Here is a 23,918-nt window from a genome sequence, read left to right as displayed (position 1 = left end):
TAGGGTGAGCCCATGGCCAAGCCGTCGATCGATCCCGTCCGCTGGCAGCCGCCCGGAGTACGGGCGCTATCCCTGAACCCGCAGCCCCTGCCCTCACTGACGGTGGTGCCGGTCCCCGGTCACGGTCCCGAGGATGTCGTGGCCGATGCAGCGGGCAACATCTGGGCCGGTGTGGTGGATGGAAAGATTCTCCGCATCTCGCCCGACGGTGCCGAGATCACGCATGTCGCAACCACTGAGCACCCACCCTTGGGCCTGCATATCGCGCGCGATGGACGCGTGCTGATCTGCAGCCGCGACAAGCTGCTGGCGCTCGATCCGGCCTCTGCGGATATCGAGCCACTTGTCACCAAGGTTGATGGACCGCCACTGATCTTCTGCTCGAATGTCACCGAAGCATCCGATGGGACAATCTATTTCAGCGAGTCGACGGCGCGTTTCCCGTTCGAGGAGTACCGGGCGGCGGCCATCGAAGGGCGAGGCACCGGCCGGGTGTTTCGCCGCGACACCGACGGAACCGTCACCACGATCGCCGACGGCCTGTACTTCACCAATGGGGTCACCCTGACCGCCGACGAATCCCGGTTGGTGTACGCCGAGACCATTGGGCGCCGCCTGAGCACGATCAAACTGTCGGGTATCGGGCAGGGCGAGACATCACGGCTCGCCGAGGAACTGCCGTGCATGCCCGACAACATGAGCACCGGCTCCGACGGCCGGATCTGGGTGGCGATGGCGGGGCCGCGAAATGCCGCGCTGGAGGCACTGGTGCCGCGCGCACCGATACTGCGGAAGCTCATCTGGCAACTACCCGAATCGATTCAGCCCGCTGTCACCGCCGATGCCTGGGTTGTCGCGTTCCATCCGGACACCGGAGCAGCGGTAGCGAACATCCGCGGCCGTAACCCGGGCCTGCAGACCACCACCGGTGTCGTCGAATCCGGCGGCCGTCTCTGGTTGGGTTGCATTGGGTCGTCGGCCGTCGGTCACCTCAGCCTGGCCGATATCGCACCGTCTACGTAGTAGGCCGATAAGTCACATCCGACACAGGCGTAACATCCCCCAGTTCAGGGTGGTGTTCACTTACTGTGGCAAGGCGATGACCACCTGGATTTCTGCGCCCGATCGCCGCCTGTCGCTGCGGACCGCCGCGACGCGCCTCGCCGCGGCCACCGCCGCCGGGCTGATCGTCGCCACCTTCCCTTTAAGCACACCGCTTGCCGCCGCCGAACCCGGATTCACGCCGCCGGATACCAGCGGGTGCCCCTATAAGGTCGTCACGCCTCCGGCGGTCGACACCTCCGAGGTACCCAAGGCAGGCGGAGATCCACCCGCACCGCTCCCGGTGCCCGCCAAGCCCATCGGCGGCGAGATGCTCGGGAGCTGCGATGTGATTACCCCGGACGGTGCCGGGCCCATCCCCAACGATATTTCCGCGGAGTCCTGGCTTATCGCCGACCTGAACACAGGAAATGTGGTGGCCGCCAAGGACCCCCACGCCCGGCACCGACCCGCCAGTGTCATCAAGGTGCTGATCGCGATGGATGCCATCAACAACCTGAACCTCAACCAGGCGGTAGTGGGAACCCAGGACGACGCGAACAGCGAGGGCACCAGGGTCGGCGTCGACGTCGGCGGCACCTACACCGTCCGGCAACTGCTCACCGGTCTGCTCATGAACTCGGGCAACGACGCCGCACACGCACTGGCCGTCCAGCTCGGCGGCATGAATGAGACCGTCGCCAAGCTCAACGACATGGCGCAGAAACTCGGCGCGCGAGACACCCGGGTGGCGACTCCCTCGGGTCTCGATGGTCCCGGCATGAGCACCTCGGCCTACGACCTGGGGCTGTTCTACAAGTACGCGTTCGCGGACCCCACCTTCGCCGATCTGGTGTCGGCACCGAAGGCGACGTTCCCGGGCCACCCTGCGAAACCCGGCGAGCACGACGACCATCCGTCCTACGAGATGACGAACGACAACCGGTTGCTCTACAACTACCCCGGTGCGCTCGGCGGGAAGACCGGATACACCGATGATGCGCAACAGACCTTCGTCGGCGCAGCCGAACGCGACGGCCGGCGCTTGGTCGTCACCATGCTGCGCGGCACGCGTCTTCCGATTGCACCGTGGGAGCAGGCGGCCCATCTGCTCGACTACGGGTTCTCGACCCCACGCGACGCCTCGATCGGCAAGCTCGTCGACCCCGACCCATCGCTGCTGACCAAGCCGCATGCCGATAACGCGGCCACTCCCCAAGCGGCCGGCCTCAGCGCCGACGCGGTGAACAGCGTCCCCGTCCGGGTGGGCGTGACCATCATCGGCGCGATGATCGTCTTCGGACTCATCCTCGCGGCGAGATCACTCAACCGCCGCCAGGCCTAGGCCCTATTTACCAGCCTTAGTTGACGGCCTTAGTCACCGCCGCGGCCTAGCCACGAAATACCCAGCGCGCCAAGAGCTCCTGCCCCAAAGGCGGCGATAACCCCCAGCTTCGAGGGCCGCTCGACGGTCTCGACCCGCGTGGTGATCACCACCGGGTTGGGCGGCGGCACATACACGAATGACCGGTTCGCATCGGATGTGGCCGCCCACGCGGTGGCATACAACAGCAGGCGGGCCGTGATGTAGGCGAACACCATGATGCCGAGCACCGGACCAAACGTGGAGCCCGCCGGGCCATGCATGATCACGCTCAGGTAGATCGAGGCGACCTGTTTGAACAGCTCGAAACCGATCGCCGCGATGAGCCCGGCCCGCACAGCACTCGAAAACGGCAGCCGCTCCCTCGGCAGCCGCGCGATCATCCAGGTGAACAACGCCCACGACAACACCGTCGCTATCGCGATCGTGACGACTTTGAGCAGGACCGCCGGTATGGAGACGTCATGCAGCCCCACCCAGCCGAGTATTCGCAGGATGGTTTTCTCGTTACCGACGACCGTGACCGCAATGGTGAGGGCCAGCGCCACGAAGGTTGAGCCCAAGGCCACCAAGTCCGACAGCTTGCCCCTCACGAATCCGTCGGAGTCGTTGGGCTGCTCCCACATGGCGCTGAGCGCCGCACGCACATTGGCCATCCACCCCAGCCCGGCCCACGCCGCGGTCGCAAGACCTGCGATACCCAGGCTGGTACGCGAGGCAATGGCTGTATCCATCAGATCGATTAGCTGATTGCCCACCGCGCCGGAGATCGCCCCGCTGATCCGGCCACGTAGCTCCGCAATCGTGTCCGGGCGCCTGGACAACACAAAGCCCATGACCGCGAAGCCGACCATCATGAGAGGGAACAGCGCAAAAACCGTGAAATATGTGATTCCCGCGGCGTAGAAGTTGCCGTTTACCTTCTGGTAGCGCTCCTGCATGCGCATGATGTGATCGAACCAGGGAAACCGTGCACGATAGCGGTCGAGAATCCCGGGCTTGTCGTCTTCGGCCACCACTCACCGCCTCTGTTCTTCGCTACCTCGCGGGCCGGACAAACCCTATCCGGTCGTAGACCTCGGTGAGCGTCTTCTCCGCCAGCTCCCGGGCGCGCGCCGCGCCTGCCGCCAGGATGTCGTCAAGCGCCACGGTATCGGTGAGCAGCTCATTCGTCCGATCACGTACCGGCGTGACGAACTCGACGAGCGCCTCGGCGGTGTCCTTTTTCAGATCGCCGTAACCGCGCCCGGCGTAGCCGTCGACGAGCGTGTCGATATCGGCACCGGTGAGTGCGGACTGGATGCTCAGCAGGTTCGAGACACCCGGCTTGGCTTCTCTGTCGAAACGAATCTCTCGGTCGCTGTCAGTCTGCGCCGACTTGATCTTCTTGGCCGAAACCGCCGGATCGTCGAGCAGGTTGATCAACCCGGCAGAGGTCGAGGCCGACTTGCTCATCTTCACCGTCGGGTCCTGCAGGTCGTAGATCCGCGCCGCGTTCTTCGGCACGAATGTCTCCGGCAGCACGAAGGTCTCGCCGTAGCGACCGTTGAACCGCTGCGCCACATCGCGAGTCAGTTCGAGGTGCTGACGCTGATCGTCCCCCACCGGCACCACATTCGTCTGGTACAGCAGGATGTCGGCCGCCATCAGCACGGGATAGGTGAACAGGCCGACGGTGGTGGCATCGTTGCCCTGCTTGGCGGACTTGTCCTTGAACTGCGTCATCCGCGACGCCTCGCCGTAGCCCGTCAAACATCCCAGCACCCAAGCCAATTCGGTGTGCGCCGGAACATGGCTTTGCACGAAGATGGCGCTTTCCGCGGGATCGACGCCAAGCGCTACATACTGGGCGACCACCGCGCGGGTACGTCGGCGCAGTTCGTCGGGATCCTGCGCCACCGTGATGGCGTGCAGGTCCACGACGCAGAAGAGCGCTTCGTACTCATGCTGCAACCGCACCCACTGCTGCACCGCGCCCAACACATTTCCGAGGTGCAGGGAATCGGCGGTGGGTTGGATACCGGAGAACAGGCGTCCCCGGAGGGCGGCATCAGCAGTCATAGTGCATCCATCCTGGCATGACCGGTCAACGCGATTCTGGCAGCCGCTCTTCGCGCGCGACGCTCATCGGTATTCGACCGTCACCGGCGCGTGGTCGGACCAGCGCAGTGCGTAGGCGTCCGCGCGCTCGACCCGTGCCGTGTGCGCACGTCGCCCCAGATCGGAAGTGGCAAGGTGATAGTCGATGCGCCAGCCCGCGTCATTGTCGAAGGCCTTACCCCGCCACGACCACCAGCTGTACGGTCCGTCGACATCGGGATGCAGCTGCCGGAAGCTGTCGACCCATCCGGCCTCCAGCAGCGAGCCGACCCAGGCCCGCTCCTGGGGCAGGAAGCCCGCCTTCTTTTGGTTCGCCTTCCACGCCTTGATGTCTCGCTCGGTGTGCCCGATGTTCCAGTCGCCGCAGATCACCACGTCGCGCCCACTGCCCGCCAGCGTGGCCATTCTGGTACCCACCGCCGCCATGAAGCGCTCCTTCTCCTCCTGGCGCTCCGTACCGGCTTCTCCAGTGGGCAGGTAGATGCTCGCCACCGTGAGATCGCCGATCTGGGCCTCCAGGTACCGGCCGGCCTCGTCGAATTCGCCGCCGTCGGCGTCCAGCGTCGCCTTGGTGGAGGCGGCCGGGACTCGGCTGAGGATGCCGACGCCGTTGCGCCCCTTCACGCTCGACGAGGCGTTCACCACGTGCCACCCCGCGGCGAGTGCCGGGGCCAGCGCCTCGTGAAGCTGCTCGTCCTCCGCACGTACCTCCTGCAGGCACACGATGTCGGCGGTCGTCTGCTCCAGCCAGGGCAGCAGCCCCCGGTTCTCGGCGGATCGCTCCTTGACGGCGGCACGAATGCCATTGACGTTGATGGTGGTGACGGTGATCATCGGTCGCCGACGATAGTCGAGTGGTGTGACAGTGATGAGCACCACGGGGCACGGTAAGTTGACGCAACAGACACTAATGTCAACGCCGACGTTGGCGCACTAGGAGGACCGCATGCTGGAAGCCATTTTGTCGAAGCCGTCGAGCAGGCGGGCACCCATCGAGATGGGTGAGGGCGAGCCGGTTCTGCTGCTGCATCCGTTCATGCTGTCGCAGTCGGTCTGGGAGACCGTGGCCGAGCAGCTCGCCGATGCTGGGTATGAGGTGTTCGCGCCCACCTACCCCGGACACAACGGCGGTGGACCAATGCCCCCGCTGCCTCCGCTGTCGCAGCGCTCGGTCGATGTGTACCTGGATCAGGTCGAACAGATCATGGACCAGAAGGGCTGGGAGACAGCGCATCTGGTAGGAAACTCGCTGGGTGGCTGGATCGCTCTGGGCCTGGCATTGCGTGGCCGTGCCCGCAGTGTCACGGCCATCGCGCCGGCGGGCGGCTGGACCAAGTACTCACCACTGAAGGCGGAGATCGTGGTGAAGTTCGCGGCCATGCTCCCCTGGCTGGCGTTCTCTCGGCTGTTGGGCCGCCGCGCGGCGGGCCTGCCGTTCGTCAAGTTCGCCACCGCCCGCGCGCTGTGCGGAGAGGCCGAGGCGCTGAGCCTTCCTGACTTCCACAGCATCTTCGAGGACATCACGCACTGCCCCGCGTACTTCGCGTCGTTGACGTCGATTCTGCCGGCGCCGGGCCTGCAGAACCTGAACACCATCTCGGTACCGGCCCAGCTGGTGCTGTGTGAGAAGGACGAGATCGTGCCTCCGGGCCGGTTCGGGAAGCTCATCAGCCAGGGCCTGCCCGCCGACGCACGACGGATCACCCTGGCGGGCATGGGTCACGTGCCCATGCTCGAGGCCCCGGGTCAGGTCACCGAGGTGATCACCGATCTGATCGACCCGCTGGTCGCCGCCAAGCGCGCCACAGCCTCCGACGTCGGCTAGGCATGTCGCCGAGTGTGAACCTGTGGCGGAGTTTCGGCTGATTCACCGCCCAGGTTTCACACTCGACGCATCGAGCTACACCTCGACGGATGCCAAGGCGGCGTTGAAGGTCTGGCTCGGCCGCATCACCGCAGTGGTCTTCGCGGCGTCCGGCTGGTAGTAGCCACCGATATCGGCAGGGCTGCCCTGCACCGCGGCAAGTTCCGCCACGATCGCATCCTCGTTCTCGACCAATTGCTTGGCCAGCGGCGCGAACAGCTCGGCCAGCTCAACGTCCTCGGTCTGCGCGGCAAGCTCGGCCGCCCAGTACAGAGCCAGGTAGAACTGGCTGCCGCGGTTGTCGAGCTCACCAGCCTTGCGTGACGGGCTCTTGTCGTTCTCCAGCAGCTTCCCGGTCGCGGCATCCAGCGTGGTGGCCAGGATCTTGGCCCGCGGGTTCCCGGTCTTGATACCCAGGTCCTCCAGGCTCACGGCCAACGCCAGGAACTCGCCGAGTGAATCCCACCGCAGGTGGTTCTCCTCGACCAGCTGGCTGACGTGCTTGGGCGCCGAACCACCGGCCCCGGTCTCGTACAACCCGCCACCGGCCATCAGCGGCACGATGGAGAGCATCTTGGCGCTGGTGCCCAGCTCCAGAATCGGGAACAGGTCGGTCAGGTAATCGCGCAGGATGTTGCCGGTCGCCGAGATCGTATCCAGCCCGCGGATCACCCGTTCCATGGTGTACCGAATGGCCCACACCTGCGGCATGATCTGGATCTCGAGGCCCTCGGTGTCGTGATCCTTGAGGTAGGTCTTGACCTTCTTGCGCAGCTCGTTCTCGTGCGGACGCTCGGTGTCCAGCCAGAACACCACGGTCATTCCGGATTCCCGCGCGCGGGTGACGGCCAGCTTCACCCAGTCCCGGATCGCGGCATCGGTGACGACCGGCATGCGCCAGATATCGCCAGCCTCCACGTTCTGGCTCAGCAGCACCTCGCCGGTGTCGATGTCGACGATGTCGGCGACACCGGCCTCGGTGATCTCGAACGTCTTGTCGTGACTGCCGTACTCCTCGGCCTTCTGTGCCATGAGACCGACATTGGGCACGGTGCCCATGGTGGTCGGGTCGAACTGGCCGTGGGTCTTGCAGAAGTTGATCATCTCCTGGTAAATCCGCGAGAAGGTCGACTCGGGGTTGACGGCCTTGGTGTCCTTGAGCTTGCCGTCCGCGCCGTACATCTTTCCGCCGGCCCGGATCATGGCGGGCATGGAAGCGTCCACGATCACGTCGCTGGGCGAGTGGAAGTTCGAGATGCCCTTGGCCGAATCCACCATGGCCAGTTCGGGGCGGTGCTCGTGGCAGGCATGCAGGTCGCGGATGATCTCCTCATGCTGCGAGGCGGGCAGCGCCTCGATCTTGCTGTAAAGGTCGGACATGCCGTTGTTGACGTTCACGCCCAGCTCGTCGAACAGCGCCTGGTGCTTGGCGAAGGCATCCTTGTAGAAGATCTTCACCGCGTGTCCGAAAACGATGGGGTGACTGACCCGCATCATGGTGGCCTTGACGTGCAGAGAGAGCATCACGCCGGTCTTGTACGCATCCTCGATCTGCTCTTCATAGAAGGCGCAGAGCGCCTTCTTGCTCATGAACATGCTGTCGATGATGTCGCCCTCGCCCAGCTTCACCTCGGCCTTGAGCACTGTGGCCTCGCCCGTCGCCGTCGTGAGCACCATCTTCACCTTGCGGGCGCGATCCAGCGTCAACGACTTCTCACCGTGGTAGAAGTCGCCTTCCTTCATGGTCGCGACGTGGGTGCGCGACGCCTGCGACCACTCGCCCATGCTGTGCGGGTGCTTGCGCGCGTACTCCTTCACCGCACGCGGCGCACGACGGTCCGAGTTGCCTTCGCGCAGAACGGGGTTCACGGCACTGCCGAGACACTTGGTGTACCGCGCCAAGATGTCCTTCTCTTCGTCGTTCTGCGGGTCTTCTGGGTAGTCGGGCAGCTTGTAGCCCTTGCCCTGCAGTTCCTTGATGGCGGCCAGCAGCTGCGGCACCGACGCGCTGACGTTCGGCAGCTTGATGATGTTCGTCTCCGGCAACTGCGTCAGGCGGCCCAGCTCGGCCAGGTTGTCCGGAACCCGCTGGTCTTCGGGAAGGTAGTCGGAGAACTCGGAGAGGATGCGCGCGGCAACGGAAATATCGGTGGTTTGGACGTCGATACCTGCCGGCCCGGCGAAGGCCCGGATGATCGGCAAGAAGGAGTACGTCGCGAGTAGCGGCGCCTCGTCTGTCAGCGTGTAGATGATGGTTGGCTGCTGCGCACTCATGGTCACTCCCGGCGTCGTTGGTCGGTCAGAATCTGAGGTAGATCTGGCGACCGGTGGGTCGCCAGGCTCGTCCTATTCAGTATCACGTCGTCTCCGAGCCTAGGCGGGCGGACGGCCTGTGATTGCGCTCCCATCGCGGCTTCCCCAGCACCGTCGAGTGGCGCCTGGCATACCTGGTGGCAACCATTCGGTGAATTGCGATAGGCTTCTCACTGGTCATGAGCACCAGCGTCAAGCCCCGGCTCGCTGGTCGGCAACCCTCCAACCGCGGTGGGGTGCCCCGGGTGATGACCAGGTTGAGTAGCCGACTGGGTTATGAAAGGACAGTCGGCCACACGGCAAGCGCGGGTCCGATGGCGGGCCCCGAGAAGACAGGTTGGCCCGATGAAGTATTTGTCCCCCGGGGGTGAATCCCTGCATACCTGTTGTCGTTGTTGTCGCTGTCGCATGCTCTAAACCGCCAGCCCCGCACCGACCACCAGGAGGTTTCCATGACCGATATCGATCCCACCGCCCAGTGGGCGTTTGAGACCAAGCAGATCCACGCGGGCCAGTCCCCCGATGCGGCAACCAACGCCCGGGCTCTGCCGATCTACCAGACCACGTCGTACGTCTTCAACGACACCGCACACGCGGCGGCGCTGTTCGGCCTGTCCGAAGAGGGCAACATTTACACGCGCATCGGCAACCCGACCCAAGACGTCGTGGAGCAGCGCATCGCCGCCCTCGAGGGCGGTGTGGCGGCGCTGCTGCTGGCGTCCGGACAGGCAGCCGCAACCTTGGCCATCCTCAACATCGCGCAGGCCGGCGACAACATCGTGTCCAGCCCGCGCCTGTACGGCGGCACCTACAACCTGCTGCACTACACGTTGCCGCGTCTGGGCGTCACGACCACCTTCGTCGAGGATCCCGACGATCTGGAGTCCTGGCGCCGGGCCATCACCCCGCAGACCAAGGCACTCTTCGCCGAGTCGATCTCCAACCCGCAGAACGACATTCTCGATATTCCCGGCATTTCGGAGATCGCGCACGCGGCAGGCGTCCCCCTCATCGTCGATAACACCGTCGCCACGCCGTATTTGATTCAGCCGCTGACGCACGGCGCCGACATCGTGGTGCACTCGGCCACCAAATACCTTGGTGGACACGGTAATGCGATCGGCGGGGTGATCATCGACGGCGGCACCTTCGATTGGACACAGGGCCGCCACCCCGGATTCACCACGCCAGACCCGAGCTACCACGGCGTGGTCTTCGCCGACCTGGGCGCACCGGCTTACGCACTCAAGGCCCGCGTGCAGCTACTGCGCGACCTCGGCCCCGCCATCTCGCCGTTCAACGCGTTCCTCATCGCCCAGGGCCTGGAGACGTTGAGCCTGCGCGTGCAGCGCCATGTAGAAAATGCGGAACGCGTCGCTAATTACCTCGTCGCCCAGCCGGGGGTCACCCACGTCAACTACGCCGGGCTGCCCACCTCCCCCTGGCACGAACGCGCGAAAGAGCTGGCCCCCAAGGGTGCCGGCGCCGTACTCGCCTTCGAGCTGGACGGCGGCGCTGAGGCGGCCACCACCTTCATCGATTCGCTGACCTTGCACAGCCAGGTCGCCAACATCGGTGACGTGCGATCGCTCGTGATCCACCCCGCGACGACGACGCACGCGCAGCTCGCACCCGCCGAACAGGTGGCCTCCGGTGTTACGCCGGGACTGGTCCGCTTGGCGGTCGGCATCGAGGGCATCGACGACATCCTGGCCGATCTGGACAGCGGATTCGCCGCGGTGCGGCGACTCGAACAGGCCGCGGCGGTGGCATCATCGTGACCTTGACCGACGATCTTCGCGCAAGCGGCTCATCCGCCGACCAGCAGCTTCCCGCGTCATGCATCGCCCTGCCCCAGGGCGATGAGATCGCCTATGTACCAATAGGTTCGATCACGCTGGAAAGTGGCGCTGTCATCGACGACGTGACCGTGGCGGTACAGAGCTGGGGAGAGCTCTCGCCGCGCCGCGATAACGTCGTCTTCGTCTGCCATGCGCTCACCGCCGACTCACATGTGGTCGGAACCGCCGGTCCCGACCACATCACCGGCGGCTGGTGGGAAGGAATCATCGGCCCGGGTGCAGCGATCGACACCGACCAGTGGTGTGCGGTCGCCACCAACGTGCTGGGCGGCTGCCGTGGCACAACCGGCCCGACTTCCCTTGCCGAGGACGGAAAGCCCTGGGGCTCGCGGTTCCCCGAGGTGTCGGTGCGCGATCAGGTGAATGCCGACATCGCCGCACTCGCACAATTCGGGATCACCGAGATCGCCGCCGTCGTCGGCGGATCGATGGGTGGCGCGCGCGCACTGGAATGGGCTGTCATGCAACCGGATTCGGTGCGTGCGGCGCTGGTGCTGGCAGTCGGCGCCCGTGCCACCGGCGATCAGATCGGCACCCAGAACACGCAGATCGCCGCCATCCAGTCCGATCCGGACTGGATGGGTGGCGACTACCACGGCAGCGGACGCGCCCCCGAAAAGGGACTGAACCTCGCCCGGCGCATCGCACATCTGACCTATCGCGGCGAGGTCGAGCTGGACACCAGGTTTGGCAACGATCCCCAGGTCGGCCCGGACGGGCCCGAGGATCCGTGGGCCGGTGGCCGATACGCGGTGCAGAGCTACCTCGAACATCAGGGCGACAAGTTCGTTCGGCGCTTCGACGCCGGCAGCTACGTCATCTTGACCGAGGCACTCAACCGGCACGACGTCGGGCGGAGCCGTGGCGGCGTGGAGAAGGCGCTGCGCGGCTGCCCTGTCCCCGTCGTCGTCGGCGGCATCACGTCCGACCGGCTGTACCCGCTACGGCTGCAGGCGGAATTAGCGGACCTGCTGCCCGGTTGTACCGGCTTGCGGGTGGTGGAATCGGTGCACGGCCACGACGCGTTCCTCATCGAGTTCGACGCGGTGAGCGAGCTGGTGCGGGAAACACTCGCCCTGTCCAAGTCAACACAGGCTTCGTAACGGAACCCGAGGAGCGCGAATGCCGGACGCACACGCAGAGCCATCGCTGTCGTTCGGTTCCCAGGCTGCGGCCTACGAGCGGGGCCGCCCCTCCTACCCACCCGAGGCCATCGACTGGCTACTGCCGGCCGGAGCACACGACGTCCTGGATCTGGGTGCCGGCACCGGGAAGCTGACCACCCGCCTGGTGGAGCGCGGACTCAACGTGGTCGCGGTGGATCCCCTCGCCGAAATGCTTGAGGTGCTGAGCAACTCGCTCCCCGATACCCCAGCGCTACTGGGTTCCGCCGAGGAGATTCCGCTGCCGGACAACAGTGTGGATGCGGTATTGGTGGCGCAGGCCTGGCACTGGGTGGATCCCGAACGTGCCATTCCCGAAGTCGCTCGTGTGCTGCGCCCCGGCGGCCGACTGGGGCTGGTGTGGAACACCCGCGATGAACGGCTGGGCTGGGTCGCCAATCTCGGCAAAATCATCGGCAGCGAGAACGATCCGTTCAACCACGCCGTCAGCCTGCCCGCACCGTTCACCGGGCAAGAGCGACACCAGGTCGAGTGGACGAGTTACCTTACGCCGCAAGCACTTCTGGACATGGTGGCCTCGCGCAGCTACTGCATAACCGCCCCCGAGGCCGCCCGAAAGAAGACACTGCAACAGGTACGAGAGCTACTGGCCACCCACCCGGCGTTGGCACAATCGACGGGCCTGGCGCTGCCCTATGTCACCGTGAGCATCCGGGCGAACCTGAACCAATAGGGGCACCCCCGGATCGGGTGCCCCGGTTCACAGAGACGAACCCGCCCGGTGCCGCTACGGTGTACCCGTGCGTACGGATCGCCGCCTGCTGGCAGCCCTCTTTGTCACCACCACACTGCTGATCCCGACACTTGCCGGCTGTGGATCCAACGGATCGTCTTCGGACGCCAAGAATGAGTCCGCATCCGCCACCAGCAGCACCCCCACCGAACGGCACACGCGGCAGTTCATCCCGGAGCTGGGCATCTACGTCACCGTCCCGCACGACTGGGTGGCCTTCTCCGACGGGGTGCACGACAACAAGGGACTGGTCACCTACCAGGTCCGGCCCAAGTGGGAGTCGTCGGAGTTCGCGCAGTATGTGCGCATCCGTAAGTTGGCGCCTTCGGATGACGCCCCCGAAGTGAAGGACTGGTTGGCATCGTCGAACGCCGACGCGGTGAGCGCCTTCGTCAAGACCCGAAAGTCGAAAGTCACTGCGGATAAAAGAGATTCATGGGACGGCCCCAACCTGCCCGGAGCCTCGGCCAGCCTGGAACTGGAGAAGCCCCCTGCCACAGAGGGCAAGCCGCCGGTTGCCACTACGCCGAAGATCTACGTGGCGTTTGTCGGACAGGGCGATCAGCGTTGGCAGATCGCCACGAGCAACACCGGCAGTCCCAGCGGAGAGCCGTCCGAACAGTTCCTCAGCGAGCAGGCCGACTCCATTGCACGCTCGGTGCAGCTGCTCAAGTAGGCGCCTATCCGGTGCCCAGCGGGTCGATCGTCAGCGCCAGATAAACCATCACCGCCGCTACGGCGCCGAGGGCACCGACGTCAAAGGTCTTACCGCGTACCGCCAATAACCCCGCAGTCTCGTCGGTAAGCACCAGCCGCAGCGCTGCGGCCACACCCACAGCGATTCCCACGACCAGCGCGCCGCGCCGCCAACGGTCGGCGACCACCAATCCCAGCGCCACCAGGAACACCGCAGACACCGCCAGGATCGGCCACTGCTGACGGGTGAAGCGGCGGATGGCGTCAAGTATCGCCGGGAGAAGACCGCGTGACTCGGGCTGCAGGGCCGTCACGAACGTTCCGCCCGCTCGATCACGTTGGTGAGCAAGAAGGCTCGGGTCAACGGCCCGACTCCACCAGGATTGGGCGAGACGTATCCGGCGACGTCCCAGACGTCCGGCGCCACATCGCCGGTCAACGTGTCGTCGACACGACTCACGCCGACATCCATCACCGCGGCGCCCGGCTTGATCATGTCGGCGGTCACCATATGCGGCACCCCGGCGGCGGCGACGACGATGTCGGCCTGCCGGGTCAGTGCGGCCAGATCGCGAGTTCCGGTGTGACACAGCGTGACCGTCGCATTTTCCGAACGCCGGGTCAGCAGCAGCCCGAGCGGACGGCCCACCGTGACGCCACGGCCGATCACCACGACATGCGCACCGTCGAGCTTGACGTCGTAGCGGCGCAGCAGATACACGATTCCGCGCGGTGTGCAGGGCAGCGGTGCTTCCTTGCCCAGCACCAGCCGGCCCAGGTTCGTCGGATGCAGACCATCGGCGTCCTTGTCGGGGTCGATGCGCTCCAGCGCCTCGTTCTCGTTGAGGTGCTTGGGCAGCGGCAACTGCACGATGTATCCGGTGCAGTCCGGGTTGGCGTTCAGCTCGTCGATGGTCGCGCACAGCGTGGCCTGATCGATATCGGCCGGCAGATCGCGGCGGATCGAGTTGATGCCCACCTTGGCGCAGTCGTTGTGCTTGCCGCGGACATAGGCCTGCGAGCCCGGGTCATCCCCGACGAGGATGGTGCCCAGGCCCGGTGTCCTGCCCGCCGCAGTGAGCGCCGCGGCGCGCGTGGCCAGCTCCACAAAGATCTCGTCGCGGGTGGCCTTACCGTCAAGTCGAGTCGCCGTCACACGCTCAGTATTCCAGCTGTCACCAGGTGTCCCAGTGCAGGACGTCCGAGAGCGGCTGACGCTTGGCCAGCCGGAAGTCGGTACCGACGGTGTATGCGATGGGGAACAGCCCGCCCTGGGTGACCTTGTCGAACGGGATGCCCAGGATGTCGGCAGTGCGCTTCTCACCGTCGTCCATCAGGTGCAACGTCGTCCAGGCCGATCCCAAACCACGGTTACGCGCGGCGAGCATGAAGCTCCACACCGCGGGCAGCAGCGATCCCCAGGTGGACGCCGCCCCGACCACAGGCAGGTTGTCGAGACGCCCCTCGATGCAGGGAATCAGGAACAGCGGTGCCCGCTCGAAGTTCTCGGCGAGGTAGCCGGCCGAGTCCACCACCTTGTCGCGTCGCTCCCCCCGGGTGTCGCCCTCGGCGTACTCGGGGCCCTGGCCGGTGGCGTACTTGTTCCAGCCCGCGCGGTAGATGTCGGCGATGGCCTTCTTCTTGTCGGCGTCCTCGACGATGACAAAGTGCCAGCCCTGATGGTTGGAACCGGTCGGCGCCTGCATCGCGATGTTCAGACATTCCTCGATGACCGAACGTTCGACGGGCCTGTCGAAATCGAGGCGCTTGCGCACCGAACGGGTGGTGGTCAGAACTTCATCGGCTGACAGATTCAGGGAGGTCATGAGACGAACGTACAACGCGTGGCCGAGCCGAAAAGTAGGAGTGCATATCCAGAATTCGCCAGCCCCTTCCGCGGCGTAATCTCCGGAACGTGGCCGCCGACGTTCGCAATATCCCCGATGTGCTGGCACCCGCACGGCTTGGCCCCATCACGCTGCGCAATCGGACGATCAAGGCCGCGACATTTGAGGCCGCCTCCCCCGACGCACTGGTCACCGGCGATCTCATCGAGTACCACCGCAGGCCCGCACTGGGCGGAGTCGGCATGACCACGGTCGCGTACTGCGCCGTCGCCCCAGAAGGCCGCACGGAGTACGGCCAGGTATGGATGCGCGAGGAGGCGCTGCCGGGGTTGCGGCGCCTTACCGACGCCATCCACGACACCGGCGCCGCGGTCTCGGCGCAGATCGGCCATGCCGGCCCGGTGGCCAACGCACGATCGAACGGGTCACGTGCCCTCTCCCCGATCCGGTTCTTCAACCCGTTGGGCATGAAGTTCGCCCGACGGGCCAGCGCCTCCGACATCGAGGGCGTGATCGCCGCGCATGCGAATGCGGCCCGTCTCGCCATCGAGGCCGGTTTCGACGCCGTCGAAATCCATTTGGGCCACGGATACTTCGTGAGTTCCTTCCTGAGCCCGCTGTTCAACCGGCGGGGAGACGAGTACGGCGGATCGCTGGCCAACCGAGCCAAGGTGGCGCGCGCGGTGGTTCAGGCGGTACGCAAGGTGGCCGGTAACCGGCTGGCCGTGACCGCGAAACTCACCATGACCGACGGCATCCGCGGGGGCATTCCCCTTGAGGAATCCCTGCAGACCGCGCGGTGGCTGCAAGAAGACGGCGGACTCGATGCCCTCGAACTCACCGCGGGCAGCTCCCTGGTCAACCCCATGTATCTGTTCCGCGGCGAGGTGCCGATCCGCGAACTCGCCAAGGGCTTCCCCAAACCCCTCGGATGGGGCGTGCGCGTCACGGGAAAGAAGTTCTTCCGGTCCTACCCCTACCGCGACGCGTTCCTGCTCGACGACGCCCGCCGGTTCCGTGCCGAACTGGACATGCCACTGATTCTGTTGGGCGGTATCGCCGGCGGCGACACCATGGACCTGGCGATGGCGGAAGGCTTTGAGTTCGTGGCCATGGGCCGCGCGCTGCTGGCCGATCCGGATCTGGTGAATCGGGTGGCGGCCGACCGGACCACTCATTCGCGGTGCACGCACTGCAATCAGTGCATGGCCACGATTTTCAGCCGAACCCACTGCGTCCTTACCTGAGTATTGACCTAGCATCGGCTCCCATGACGACTGCGCCCGAGCCACGCAGGCCGGGTATCGCCGAAGCCGTCGTCAGCTGGCTGTTGTGGGTGTTAGCGAGTATCACGGCGTGCGTCGTCGCATTCGCGGCCATCTTCCCCGTCGGGTTCGGCGGCGCCTTCCCCGAGCAGGCCGATGACGCCGGCAAGGTATTCGTCTGGTCGTTGCTGACGGTGCTGATGTGCATGGTGTCGCCGGTAGCGATGGGCATCGGACACTGGCGCCAGTGCCACATTTGGTATTGGCCGGCGCTGTGCGTCGCCGCGCTTGCCCGGACCTTGTATCTGGTCCAGTCCCTGTAGCCGCGCCCGGCGCGGGAAGGACGGTCCCACCGCGCGACCCGATACAGTCGGTGACGATGACTGGTCGGGAAGCACCCACTCTCACCGTGGTATTCGATGGTGACGAACGAAAGTTCGCACCCGGGCACGACATTCATATCGGCCGCGATATCCACGCCGATGTACGCATCACGCACCCCTTGGTGTCGCGTATTCACCTGATAATCAGGTTTGTCGACGGCAAATGGATCGCCGAGGACCAACGCAGCCTCAACGGCATCTTCGTCAACGGTCGCCAGGTCGGTTGGGTCGAGGTGCGCGATGACACGGTGATCAACCTCGGTGACCCGGGCGGACCTCGGATGACGTTCGCCCTCGGCGGTCTCGGCGGCGAGACACAGCTGGGGATCGCTCCCCCCACTATGCGCGGTCATGTGTCGGGCCTGCAGCCGGCTGCCTACACCGGCACTCAGCAGCACTACCCGACCGGCGGATACCAGTCCGGTCCGCAGACCTACGGGCAGCCGCCTAGCCAGCAGCACCCGTACAGCGCACCGCCCTCGGGGCCCCAAACCTATGGGGCCTCCGGGCCCACCCGCCCGCGCCAGCAGTACCCGTCAGCGCCCACCCCGATACCCGCCGCGCACTCCGCCGAGCCGGTAGAGCCGTTCGGTACCCGCGCGATGCGGGCGCTGGGCATCGGCGGCGGCGCGCCGAAACCGTCACCCGGTGCCGTCACCGTCGGCCGTGCCCCCGACAACACCATCGTCGTCAACGACGTGCTGGCCTCACGGCACCACGCCTTGTTGCTTCCCACCGCTGGTGGCCTGGAAATCCAGGACCTGCACACCATCAACGGCACCTTCGTCAACGGTGTCCAGGTGGAGCAGGCAACGGTGCGCGAGGGCGACACCGTCACCATCGGTAACGTCGACCTCGTCGTCCAAGACGGCACACTCGTCAAACCCACGATCGCCACCCGCGTCGGCGGTCTTGAGGTGCAGGGCATCGACTTCACCGTCGAGGGTGGCAAGAAGCTGCTCGACAACATCAGCTTCTCGGCAGGGCCCGGCTCGCTCACCGCGGTCATCGGCCCCTCGGGCGCCGGCAAGTCCACCCTGGCCCGGCTGATCGTCGGCAACACCCAACCGTCGGCGGGCATGGTGTCCTTCGAAGGTCACGGGGTGCACGCCGAGTACGCCGTGATGCGAAACCGCATTGGCATGGTGCCGCAGGACGATGTGGTGCACCCGCAGCTGACCGTCAGCCAGGCGCTGCATTACGCCGCCGAGCTGCGACTGCCGCCGGACACCAGCAAGGAAGACCGCGAACAGGTGGTGTCCCGGGTTCTCGAGGAACTCGAGATGACCAAGCACGCCGAGACCCGCGTCGACAAGCTCTCTGGTGGACAGCGCAAGCGCGCCTCGGTGGCCATGGAGCTGCTCACCGGTCCGTCGCTACTGATCCTGGACGAGCCCACCTCCGGTCTGGATCCGGCGCTAGACCGTCAGGTGATGAGCCTGATGCGCCAGCTCGCCGATGCCGGCCGCGTGGTTGTGGTCGTCACGCACTCGCTGACCTATCTGAGCTACTGCGACCAGGTGCTGCTGCTGGCGCCCGGCGGCAAGACCGCCTACTGCGGACCTCCTCGCACCATCAACCAGGAGATGGGTACCACCGACTGGGCCGATATTTTCGCCAATGCCGCGGCCGACCCGGACGGTGTGCACCAGGCCTATCTGACGCGGCACCCTGCCGCGAACAAACCCGTCACCGCCCCGGTGAAACCCGGCGACCTCGGGAAGCCACCCAAGACCAGTCTGCTGCGGCAGGTCTCGACGGTGGCGCGGCGTCAGGGGCGGCTGATCCTGGCCGACCGCGGATACTTCATCTTCCTTGCACTGCTGCCGTTCGTTCTTGCCGGACTGGTGCTGTCGGTACCCGGCAGCGCCGGTTTCAACGTGGCGCTGCCCGACAACCCGAACGAACCGGGACTGCTACTGGCGCTGACTAACCTCGGCGCAAGCTTCCTGGGCCTGGCGCTAACCATCCGTGACTTGATCGGTGAACGAGTGATCTACCGGCGTGAACAGGCAGTAGGCCTGTCGGCCACGGCCTATCTGCTGGCCAAGATCATCACCTACTGCGGTGCCGCCATCGTCCAGTCCGCGGTGATGACCGCAGTCATCGTGATTGTCCGCGGTGGGCCGACGCAGGGTGCGGTACTGCTCGGCAACGCCAACTTCGAGCTGTGGGTCGCCGTGGCCGCGACCGCGTGCGCGGCCACCGTGCTGGGCCTGGTGCTGTCTTCGTTGGCCACCTCCGCTGAGCAGGTGATGCCGATGCTGGTGATCGCCACCATGACGCAGATCGTATTCAGCGGCGGTCTCATCCCGGTGACGGGACGTGCGGGACTGGAACAGTTCTCGTTCCTGTTCCCGTCTCGCTGGGGATTCGCGGCAACGGCCTCGACCACCGACCTGCGCAAGCTGGTACCGGTGGGGCCGCAGGACGAGTTGTGGAATCACGATGCCGGAACATGGCTGTTCGACATGGGCATCCTGGCGCTACTGGCGCTGGTGATGGCGGGGTTCGTGCGCTGGCGCATCCGCCTCAAGGGCTAGATCCTCTGTCGCTAGCCGCCGTGCACATCGAGTCCGTGCCCTGCGGCATACGCGACAGCCTGCGGCAGATCGACTTTCGCGGCGACCAGGCTTGCGGTGGTCCACAGCGTCGGGTCGATGCGGGCACCGCGCAGGTCGGCGCCGTCGAGCTTGAGACTCTGTGTGCGGGCGCCGGTGAAGTCGGCACCGTGCAGATTGGCCTTGCGCATGTCGGTGCCCACCAGGTTGGCCTCCCGGAAACGGCAGTCCGACAAATCCATCTCGCGCAGATCGAGACCGCCGAGCGAGGACAGGGTGAAATCGGTCTCGATGAACTTCGACGGACGCACCCGGCAGTCGGTGAGAGTGGAGCCCAGCAGGCTGCACTGGCGGAACTCCGAATGCCACAGGGAGGTGCGGCGGAAGGTGCAGTTGCGGAAGGCCGTGCCGATATGCAGCGACTCGGTGAGATTGGCTCCGCTGAAATCGCATTCGGTGAAGACCACACGCTCGGTGCGCAGTTCGCGAAAGTCTTCGTCGTAGAAGGTCTCCGCGGTGATCTCACGGTCAATCCAGTGCTCGGCCATGACGGACATCATGCCCGGCGGGTCCGTCAGACGTTCACATCGAAACCCAGGTCGATATCGCAGGCAACCTGACCGCCACGGATTCCCCAATTCTCTGTCACGCTCTCGCGCAGCACAATGGTGACGTGATCCGGCGGTGTCCCCCGTAAGGAAAGCCGTTTCACGATCTCGGCGTAGAGGTTTGGGGCTGCTGAAGGTCTGATTGACTCTTCAGACCACAACGGGTAACCGATCCGTAGGGCAGGTCAAGGAGTCAACCGAACCTTCAGCAGCCCCAAACCGCCGATGAGACTTCATCGCTTCTAAACCATAATGGTTGGGTGTTCCGCATCCTCTTCCACGAGCCCCGGATCGCTCCCAATACCGGGAATGCGATCCGGATGGTGGCGGGCACCGGATGCGAGCTGCATCTGGTGCAGCCACTGTTCGACCTCTCGGAAGCCAAAGTACGTCGGGCCGGCCTGGACTATCACGACATGGCGTCGGTGACGGTCCACGAGAGCCTTTCCGCTGCTTGGGAAGCACTGCAACCGCAACGGGTGTACGCCTTCACCGCCCACGCCAGCATCACGTACACCGATATCGCCTACCAGCCGGGTGATGTGCTGCTGTTCGGGCCCGAGCCCACCGGACTTGATCCCGAGGTCCTGGCCGATCCACACATCACCGAGAAAGTGCGTATTCCGCTGTTACTCGGCCGCAGATCCCTGAACCTGTCCAATGCCGCAGCCATCGTCGCCTACGAGGCCTGGCGTCAGCACGGTTTTCACGGGTCCGTCTAACGGAAGTCGCGCGAGGTGGATTTGACCCGCAGATCCAGTGGCCGAAGCTGATCGGCCACCACGGTGATGGCTCCGCTGGCATTCTGAACCTGGCCACGAATGATCAACGCCTGGGCGGTCACCGCCAGCCTGCGGTACCTAGCCCACAGGCCCACCGAGCACACCACGTTCACCATGCCCGTCTCGTCCTCAAGATTGATGAACGTCACCCCGGCCGCGGTGGCCGGCCGTTGACGATGCGTGACAGCTCCCGCCACCAGCACCCGCGCCCCGTTCGGAACATCGAAAAGTCCCTTAGCCGGAACGACACCCAACTCGTCAAGCTGTTCCCGCAGGAACTGTGTGGGATACGCATCGGGGGTGACTCCGGTGGCCCACACATCGGCGGCGGCACGAGTCACCTCCCCCATCGGCGGTAGCTCCGGAATCCGGGAAGACACCCCGACTCCGGGCAACCGGTCGGGCCGCTGCGCGGCGGCCGCACCCGCGACCCACAGCGCCTCACGCCGGGACATACCGAAGCAGCCCAGCACGCCTCCCGTGGCCAGGGCCTCGACCTGCGCCGTGGTCAGCTGGATGCGACCGGTCAGATCAAGCAGAGAAGCAAACGCGCCGTGCGCTTTTCGCTCCTGGACAATCGCCTGAGCCAGGTCATCTCCGATGTGACGGACGGCGCTCAGGCCCATCCGGACCTCCAGGCCCGCATTCTCCAACGTCGCATACGACAGGCTGGCGTTGACATCGGGGCCGTGCACGGTGACACCGTGGCGACGGGCATCGGCCACCAAGGACTGCGGCGAGTAGAAACCCATGGGCTGCGCGCGCAGCAGCGCCGCGCAGAACGCGGCCGGATGGTGCAGCTTGAACCACGACGAATAGAACACCAACGAGGCGAAGCTCTGCGCGTGACTTTCCGGGAAACCGAAATTGGCAAAGGCGTAAAGCTTTTCGTAGATCCGGTCGGCCAGCTCTCCGGTGATTCCATGTAAGCGCGCCATGCCTTCGTAGAGCCTGGCACGCAGCCGTTCCATCCGCTCGGGCGAGCGTTTGGAGCCCATCGCCCGGCGCAGCTGATCGGATTCGGCGGGGCTGAAACCGGCCACATCGACCGCCAGCTGCATCAGCTGTTCCTGGAACAGCGGCACCCCAAGAGTCTTGTCCAACGCCGCCGCCATTGAGGGATGGTCATGCTCCCAGTCTTTGTCAATACCGTTGTACCGCCGAATGTATGGGTGCACCGAGCCACCCTGAATGGGCCCGGGCCGGATAAGCGCCACCTCGACCACCAAATCGTAGAAACACTTGGGCTTCAGTCGGGGCAGCGTGGCCATCTGCGCGCGCGACTCCACCTGAAACACCCCCACCGAATCGGCACGGGCCAGCATCTCGTAGACCGCCTGCTCTTTGAGGTCTATATGAGCGAGATCAACCGTGATTCCCTTATGTTCCGCCGCCAGATCGATGCAATAGTGCAGCGCCGAGAGCATTCCCAGGCCCAGCAGGTCAAACTTCACCAAACCCACTGCCGCGCAATCATCTTTGTCCCACTGCAGCACGCTGCGGTTCTCCATGCGGGCCCATTCGACGGGCACCACATCCGCCAGCGGACGATCACAGATGACCATGCCACCCGAATGGATGCCCATATGCCGGGGAAAATTCTTGATCTGCCCCGCCAGATTGATCACCTGCGCCGGGATGCCGTCGACTTCTGCCGCATCCGCCAAGCCGCCCCAGTGCCCGAGCTGCTTACTCCACGCATCCTGTTGCCCCTGCGCAAATCCAAGAGCTTTGGCCATGTCCCGCACTGCCATGCGACCGCGATAGGTGATGACATTGGCCACCTGAGCGGCGTATTCACGGCCGTACTTGTTGTAGACGTACTGGATGGCTTGTTCCCGCTCGTCCGATTCGATATCGACGTCGATATCCGGCGGCCCATCGCGGGCCGGTGACAGGAACCGTTCGAAGAGCAGGCCATTGGCTACCGGGTCGACATTGGTGACCCCGAGCGCGTAGCAGACCGCCGAGTTGGCAGCGGAACCACGGCCCTGGCACAGGATGTCACTGCGGCGGCAGAACTGGGTGATGTCATGCACCACCAGGAAATAGCCCGGGAAATTCAGCTGGGCAATGACATCCAGCTCACGCTCGATTTGGGCATAGGCCTTCTCCGCGCCCGCCCTAGGACCATATCGCCGTGCGGCACCATCGAGGGCCAGGTGCCGCAACCAGCTGTCCTCGGTGTGGCCGGACGGGACGTCGAACGGCGGCAATTGTGGGGCAATGAGCCGTAGATCGAAGGCGCATGACTCCCCCAGCTCGGCGGCCGCCGTCACCACCTCCGGACAATGGGAAAACAACCGCGCCATCTCGTCTCCGGAACGCAAATGTGCGCCGCCCACCGGGTCCAGCCATCCCGCCGCATCATCAAGGCTCTTACGCGCCCGCACCGCCGCCATCGCCATCGCCAGCCTTCCATTGTCCGGTCTCGCGAAATGTGCTGCCGTGGTCGCTATTACACCCATACCAAATCTTGGAGCGAGCGCGGCGAGCATCGCATTGCGGTCATCCTCATCCGGATGCCCATGCCTGCTGAGCTCTATGCTGACGCGACCGGACCCGAACCGATCGACCAAATCGGCCAGCGCCGTCTCAGCCGCACCGGGGCCGCCGCCGGCAAGCGCCCGTCGCACATGACCCTTACGACAGCCGGTCAGGATGTGCCAGTGCCCTTCCGCTGCCTCGGTAAGCGCATCAAGGTCATAGCGCGGCTTACCCTTTCGATCTTTGGGCGTACCACCAGACAGGTGCGCGGTCGCCATCTGCCGCGACAACCTCCGGTACCCCTCCTGGCCACGAGCCAGCACCAGCAGGTGTATCGAGTCTTCCGTATTGCCCTGCCCGCCAAGGGATAGTTCCGCGCCGAACACGGTGGGCAAGCCGAGCTCCTTGGCAGCTTCCGCGAAACGCACAACCCCGTAGAAGCCGTCGTGGTCGGTGATGGCCAGCGCCTTGAGATCAAGGCGCGACGCCTCCTGCGCCATCTCCTCCGGCAGGCTGGCGCCGTCGAGAAAGCTGAACGCCGAATGTGCGTGCAGCTCTGCGTAGCGCACCGCCGACCGTCCGCGCTCACGGGTGGACGGCTCATAGGGTGGGCGCTTTCGGCTCCACGCCGGACCATCCCCGCCATCCCCCGGAGGCGCGTGACGGTTGGGGCGCCCATCAAGCACCCGCTCCATTTCCGCCCAGGTCGGGGGACCTTGTGACCAGCCCATTCCACCAGTTTATCGAACATATGTTCGTATACATATCCGGGGTGACTCCGTCGCGGGACTACTGGCCGTCGCCGCGA

21 protein-coding genes and 1 riboswitch are annotated in these 23,918 nt (G+C 65.2%); of the genes, 11 read left to right on the top strand and 10 right to left on the bottom strand.

Features of this window, described 5'->3' with window-relative positions; translation table 11 throughout:
* Window positions 1–12: 12 nt before the first annotated feature.
* Together B4383_RS03790 and B4383_RS03785 are read left to right on the top strand one after the other, a co-directional pair.
* Window positions 13–1,023, top strand: a complete 1,011-nt coding sequence (locus B4383_RS03790; protein WP_078288297.1) for an SMP-30/gluconolactonase/LRE family protein — start codon at window positions 13–15, stop codon at window positions 1,021–1,023.
* Between the two features lie 76 nt (window positions 1,024–1,099).
* The gene (locus B4383_RS03785; protein WP_078288714.1) at window positions 1,100–2,386 is read left to right on the top strand and encodes a D-alanyl-D-alanine carboxypeptidase family protein; all 1,287 of its coding nucleotides are present in this window, start codon (window positions 1,100–1,102) and stop codon (window positions 2,384–2,386) included.
* Window positions 2,387–2,415: 29 nt separating this feature from the next.
* Here B4383_RS03785 and yhjD read toward each other — a convergent pair whose 3' ends face one another.
* The 3 genes from yhjD to B4383_RS03770 form a co-directional block, all read right to left on the bottom strand.
* Window positions 2,416–3,444, bottom strand: coding sequence for an inner membrane protein YhjD (yhjD, locus tag B4383_RS03780; protein ID WP_078288298.1), 1,029 nt, complete (start codon window positions 3,442–3,444; stop codon window positions 2,416–2,418).
* Between the two features lie 19 nt (window positions 3,445–3,463).
* Window positions 3,464–4,486 carry a tryptophan--tRNA ligase gene (trpS, locus tag B4383_RS03775; protein WP_078288299.1) on the bottom strand — a complete coding sequence of 341 codons (1,023 nt, stop codon included), beginning with the start codon at window positions 4,484–4,486 and terminating at the stop codon, window positions 3,464–3,466.
* Between the two features lie 63 nt (window positions 4,487–4,549).
* The gene (locus tag B4383_RS03770) at window positions 4,550–5,359 is read right to left on the bottom strand and encodes an exodeoxyribonuclease III (RefSeq protein WP_078288718.1); all 810 of its coding nucleotides are present in this window, start codon (window positions 5,357–5,359) and stop codon (window positions 4,550–4,552) included.
* A 112-nt stretch (window positions 5,360–5,471) separates the two neighbouring features.
* Between B4383_RS03770 and B4383_RS03765 the strand changes: the two genes are divergently transcribed.
* Window positions 5,472–6,350, top strand: a complete 879-nt coding sequence (locus tag B4383_RS03765; protein WP_078288300.1) for an alpha/beta hydrolase — start codon at window positions 5,472–5,474, stop codon at window positions 6,348–6,350.
* A gap of 75 nt (window positions 6,351–6,425) precedes the next feature.
* Here B4383_RS03765 and B4383_RS03760 read toward each other — a convergent pair whose 3' ends face one another.
* The gene (locus tag B4383_RS03760; protein WP_078288301.1) at window positions 6,426–8,663 is read right to left on the bottom strand and encodes an NADP-dependent isocitrate dehydrogenase; all 2,238 of its coding nucleotides are present in this window, start codon (window positions 8,661–8,663) and stop codon (window positions 6,426–6,428) included.
* Between the two features lie 214 nt (window positions 8,664–8,877).
* Window positions 8,878–9,014, top strand: a riboswitch (SAM riboswitch).
* Between the two features lie 140 nt (window positions 9,015–9,154).
* Between B4383_RS03760 and B4383_RS03755 the strand changes: the two genes are divergently transcribed.
* From B4383_RS03755 to B4383_RS03740, 4 genes are all read left to right on the top strand, one after another.
* A complete protein-coding gene (locus B4383_RS03755) occupies window positions 9,155–10,483 on the top strand; it encodes a bifunctional o-acetylhomoserine/o-acetylserine sulfhydrylase (protein ID WP_078288302.1) in 1,329 nt (442 codons plus the stop codon).
* Window positions 10,484–10,545: 62 nt separating this feature from the next.
* On the top strand, window positions 10,546–11,667 hold the full coding sequence (locus B4383_RS03750; protein ID WP_078288721.1) for a homoserine O-acetyltransferase: 1,122 nt from the start codon (window positions 10,546–10,548) through the stop codon (window positions 11,665–11,667).
* A 19-nt stretch (window positions 11,668–11,686) separates the two neighbouring features.
* Window positions 11,687–12,421, top strand: coding sequence for a class I SAM-dependent methyltransferase (locus tag B4383_RS03745; protein ID WP_078288303.1), 735 nt, complete (start codon window positions 11,687–11,689; stop codon window positions 12,419–12,421).
* A gap of 67 nt (window positions 12,422–12,488) precedes the next feature.
* Window positions 12,489–13,157, top strand: a complete 669-nt coding sequence (locus B4383_RS03740; RefSeq protein ID WP_078288304.1) for a hypothetical protein — start codon at window positions 12,489–12,491, stop codon at window positions 13,155–13,157.
* A 4-nt stretch (window positions 13,158–13,161) separates the two neighbouring features.
* Here the strand turns inward: B4383_RS03740 and B4383_RS03735 are convergent, their stop codons facing one another.
* From B4383_RS03735 to B4383_RS03725, 3 genes are read right to left on the bottom strand one after another with little or no spacing between them, the layout of a single operon-like run.
* The gene (locus tag B4383_RS03735; RefSeq protein ID WP_078288305.1) at window positions 13,162–13,491 is read right to left on the bottom strand and encodes a DUF3017 domain-containing protein; all 330 of its coding nucleotides are present in this window, start codon (window positions 13,489–13,491) and stop codon (window positions 13,162–13,164) included.
* Window positions 13,488–14,333 carry a bifunctional methylenetetrahydrofolate dehydrogenase/methenyltetrahydrofolate cyclohydrolase gene (locus B4383_RS03730; RefSeq protein WP_078288306.1) on the bottom strand — a complete coding sequence of 282 codons (846 nt, stop codon included), beginning with the start codon at window positions 14,331–14,333 and terminating at the stop codon, window positions 13,488–13,490. Before B4383_RS03730 ends, B4383_RS03735 begins: the two co-directional genes overlap by 4 nt.
* A gap of 19 nt (window positions 14,334–14,352) precedes the next feature.
* Window positions 14,353–15,003, bottom strand: a complete 651-nt coding sequence (locus B4383_RS03725) for a nitroreductase family protein (RefSeq protein WP_078288307.1) — start codon at window positions 15,001–15,003, stop codon at window positions 14,353–14,355.
* Window positions 15,004–15,092: 89 nt separating this feature from the next.
* Between B4383_RS03725 and B4383_RS03720 the strand changes: the two genes are divergently transcribed.
* The 3 genes from B4383_RS03720 to B4383_RS03710 are packed head-to-tail and all read left to right on the top strand — an operon-like array spanning window position 15,093 to window position 19,215.
* Complete coding sequence (locus B4383_RS03720; RefSeq protein WP_078288308.1) at window positions 15,093–16,271, top strand: NADH:flavin oxidoreductase; 1,179 nt, start codon at window positions 15,093–15,095, stop codon at window positions 16,269–16,271.
* Between the two features lie 23 nt (window positions 16,272–16,294).
* A complete protein-coding gene (locus tag B4383_RS03715) occupies window positions 16,295–16,612 on the top strand; it encodes a hypothetical protein (RefSeq protein ID WP_078288309.1) in 318 nt (105 codons plus the stop codon).
* A 56-nt stretch (window positions 16,613–16,668) separates the two neighbouring features.
* Entirely contained in the window at window positions 16,669–19,215 is a 2,547-nt protein-coding gene (locus tag B4383_RS03710) for an ATP-binding cassette domain-containing protein (protein WP_078288310.1), read from the top strand.
* An 11-nt stretch (window positions 19,216–19,226) separates the two neighbouring features.
* Here B4383_RS03710 and B4383_RS03705 read toward each other — a convergent pair whose 3' ends face one another.
* Window positions 19,227–19,781, bottom strand: a complete 555-nt coding sequence (locus B4383_RS03705; protein ID WP_078288725.1) for a pentapeptide repeat-containing protein — start codon at window positions 19,779–19,781, stop codon at window positions 19,227–19,229.
* Between the two features lie 26 nt (window positions 19,782–19,807).
* Window positions 19,808–19,945, bottom strand: a complete 138-nt coding sequence (locus B4383_RS03700) for a hypothetical protein (protein WP_286143875.1) — start codon at window positions 19,943–19,945, stop codon at window positions 19,808–19,810.
* Between the two features lie 156 nt (window positions 19,946–20,101).
* On the opposite strand from B4383_RS03700, the gene B4383_RS03695 reads away from it, so the two are divergent.
* On the top strand, window positions 20,102–20,563 hold the full coding sequence (locus tag B4383_RS03695) for a tRNA (cytidine(34)-2'-O)-methyltransferase (RefSeq protein ID WP_078288312.1): 462 nt from the start codon (window positions 20,102–20,104) through the stop codon (window positions 20,561–20,563).
* Here B4383_RS03695 and B4383_RS03690 read toward each other — a convergent pair.
* Complete coding sequence (locus B4383_RS03690) at window positions 20,560–23,841, bottom strand: error-prone DNA polymerase (protein ID WP_078288313.1); 3,282 nt, start codon at window positions 23,839–23,841, stop codon at window positions 20,560–20,562. The two genes, B4383_RS03695 and B4383_RS03690, sit on opposite strands and share 4 nt — an antisense overlap.
* Window positions 23,842–23,918 lie beyond the last annotated feature (77 nt).

This window comes from Mycobacterium sp. D16R24 (genome assembly GCF_002013385.1).
Lineage (GTDB): Bacteria > Actinomycetota > Actinomycetes > Mycobacteriales > Mycobacteriaceae > Mycobacterium.
This window is presented reverse-complemented; position numbering and strand designations above follow the sequence as displayed.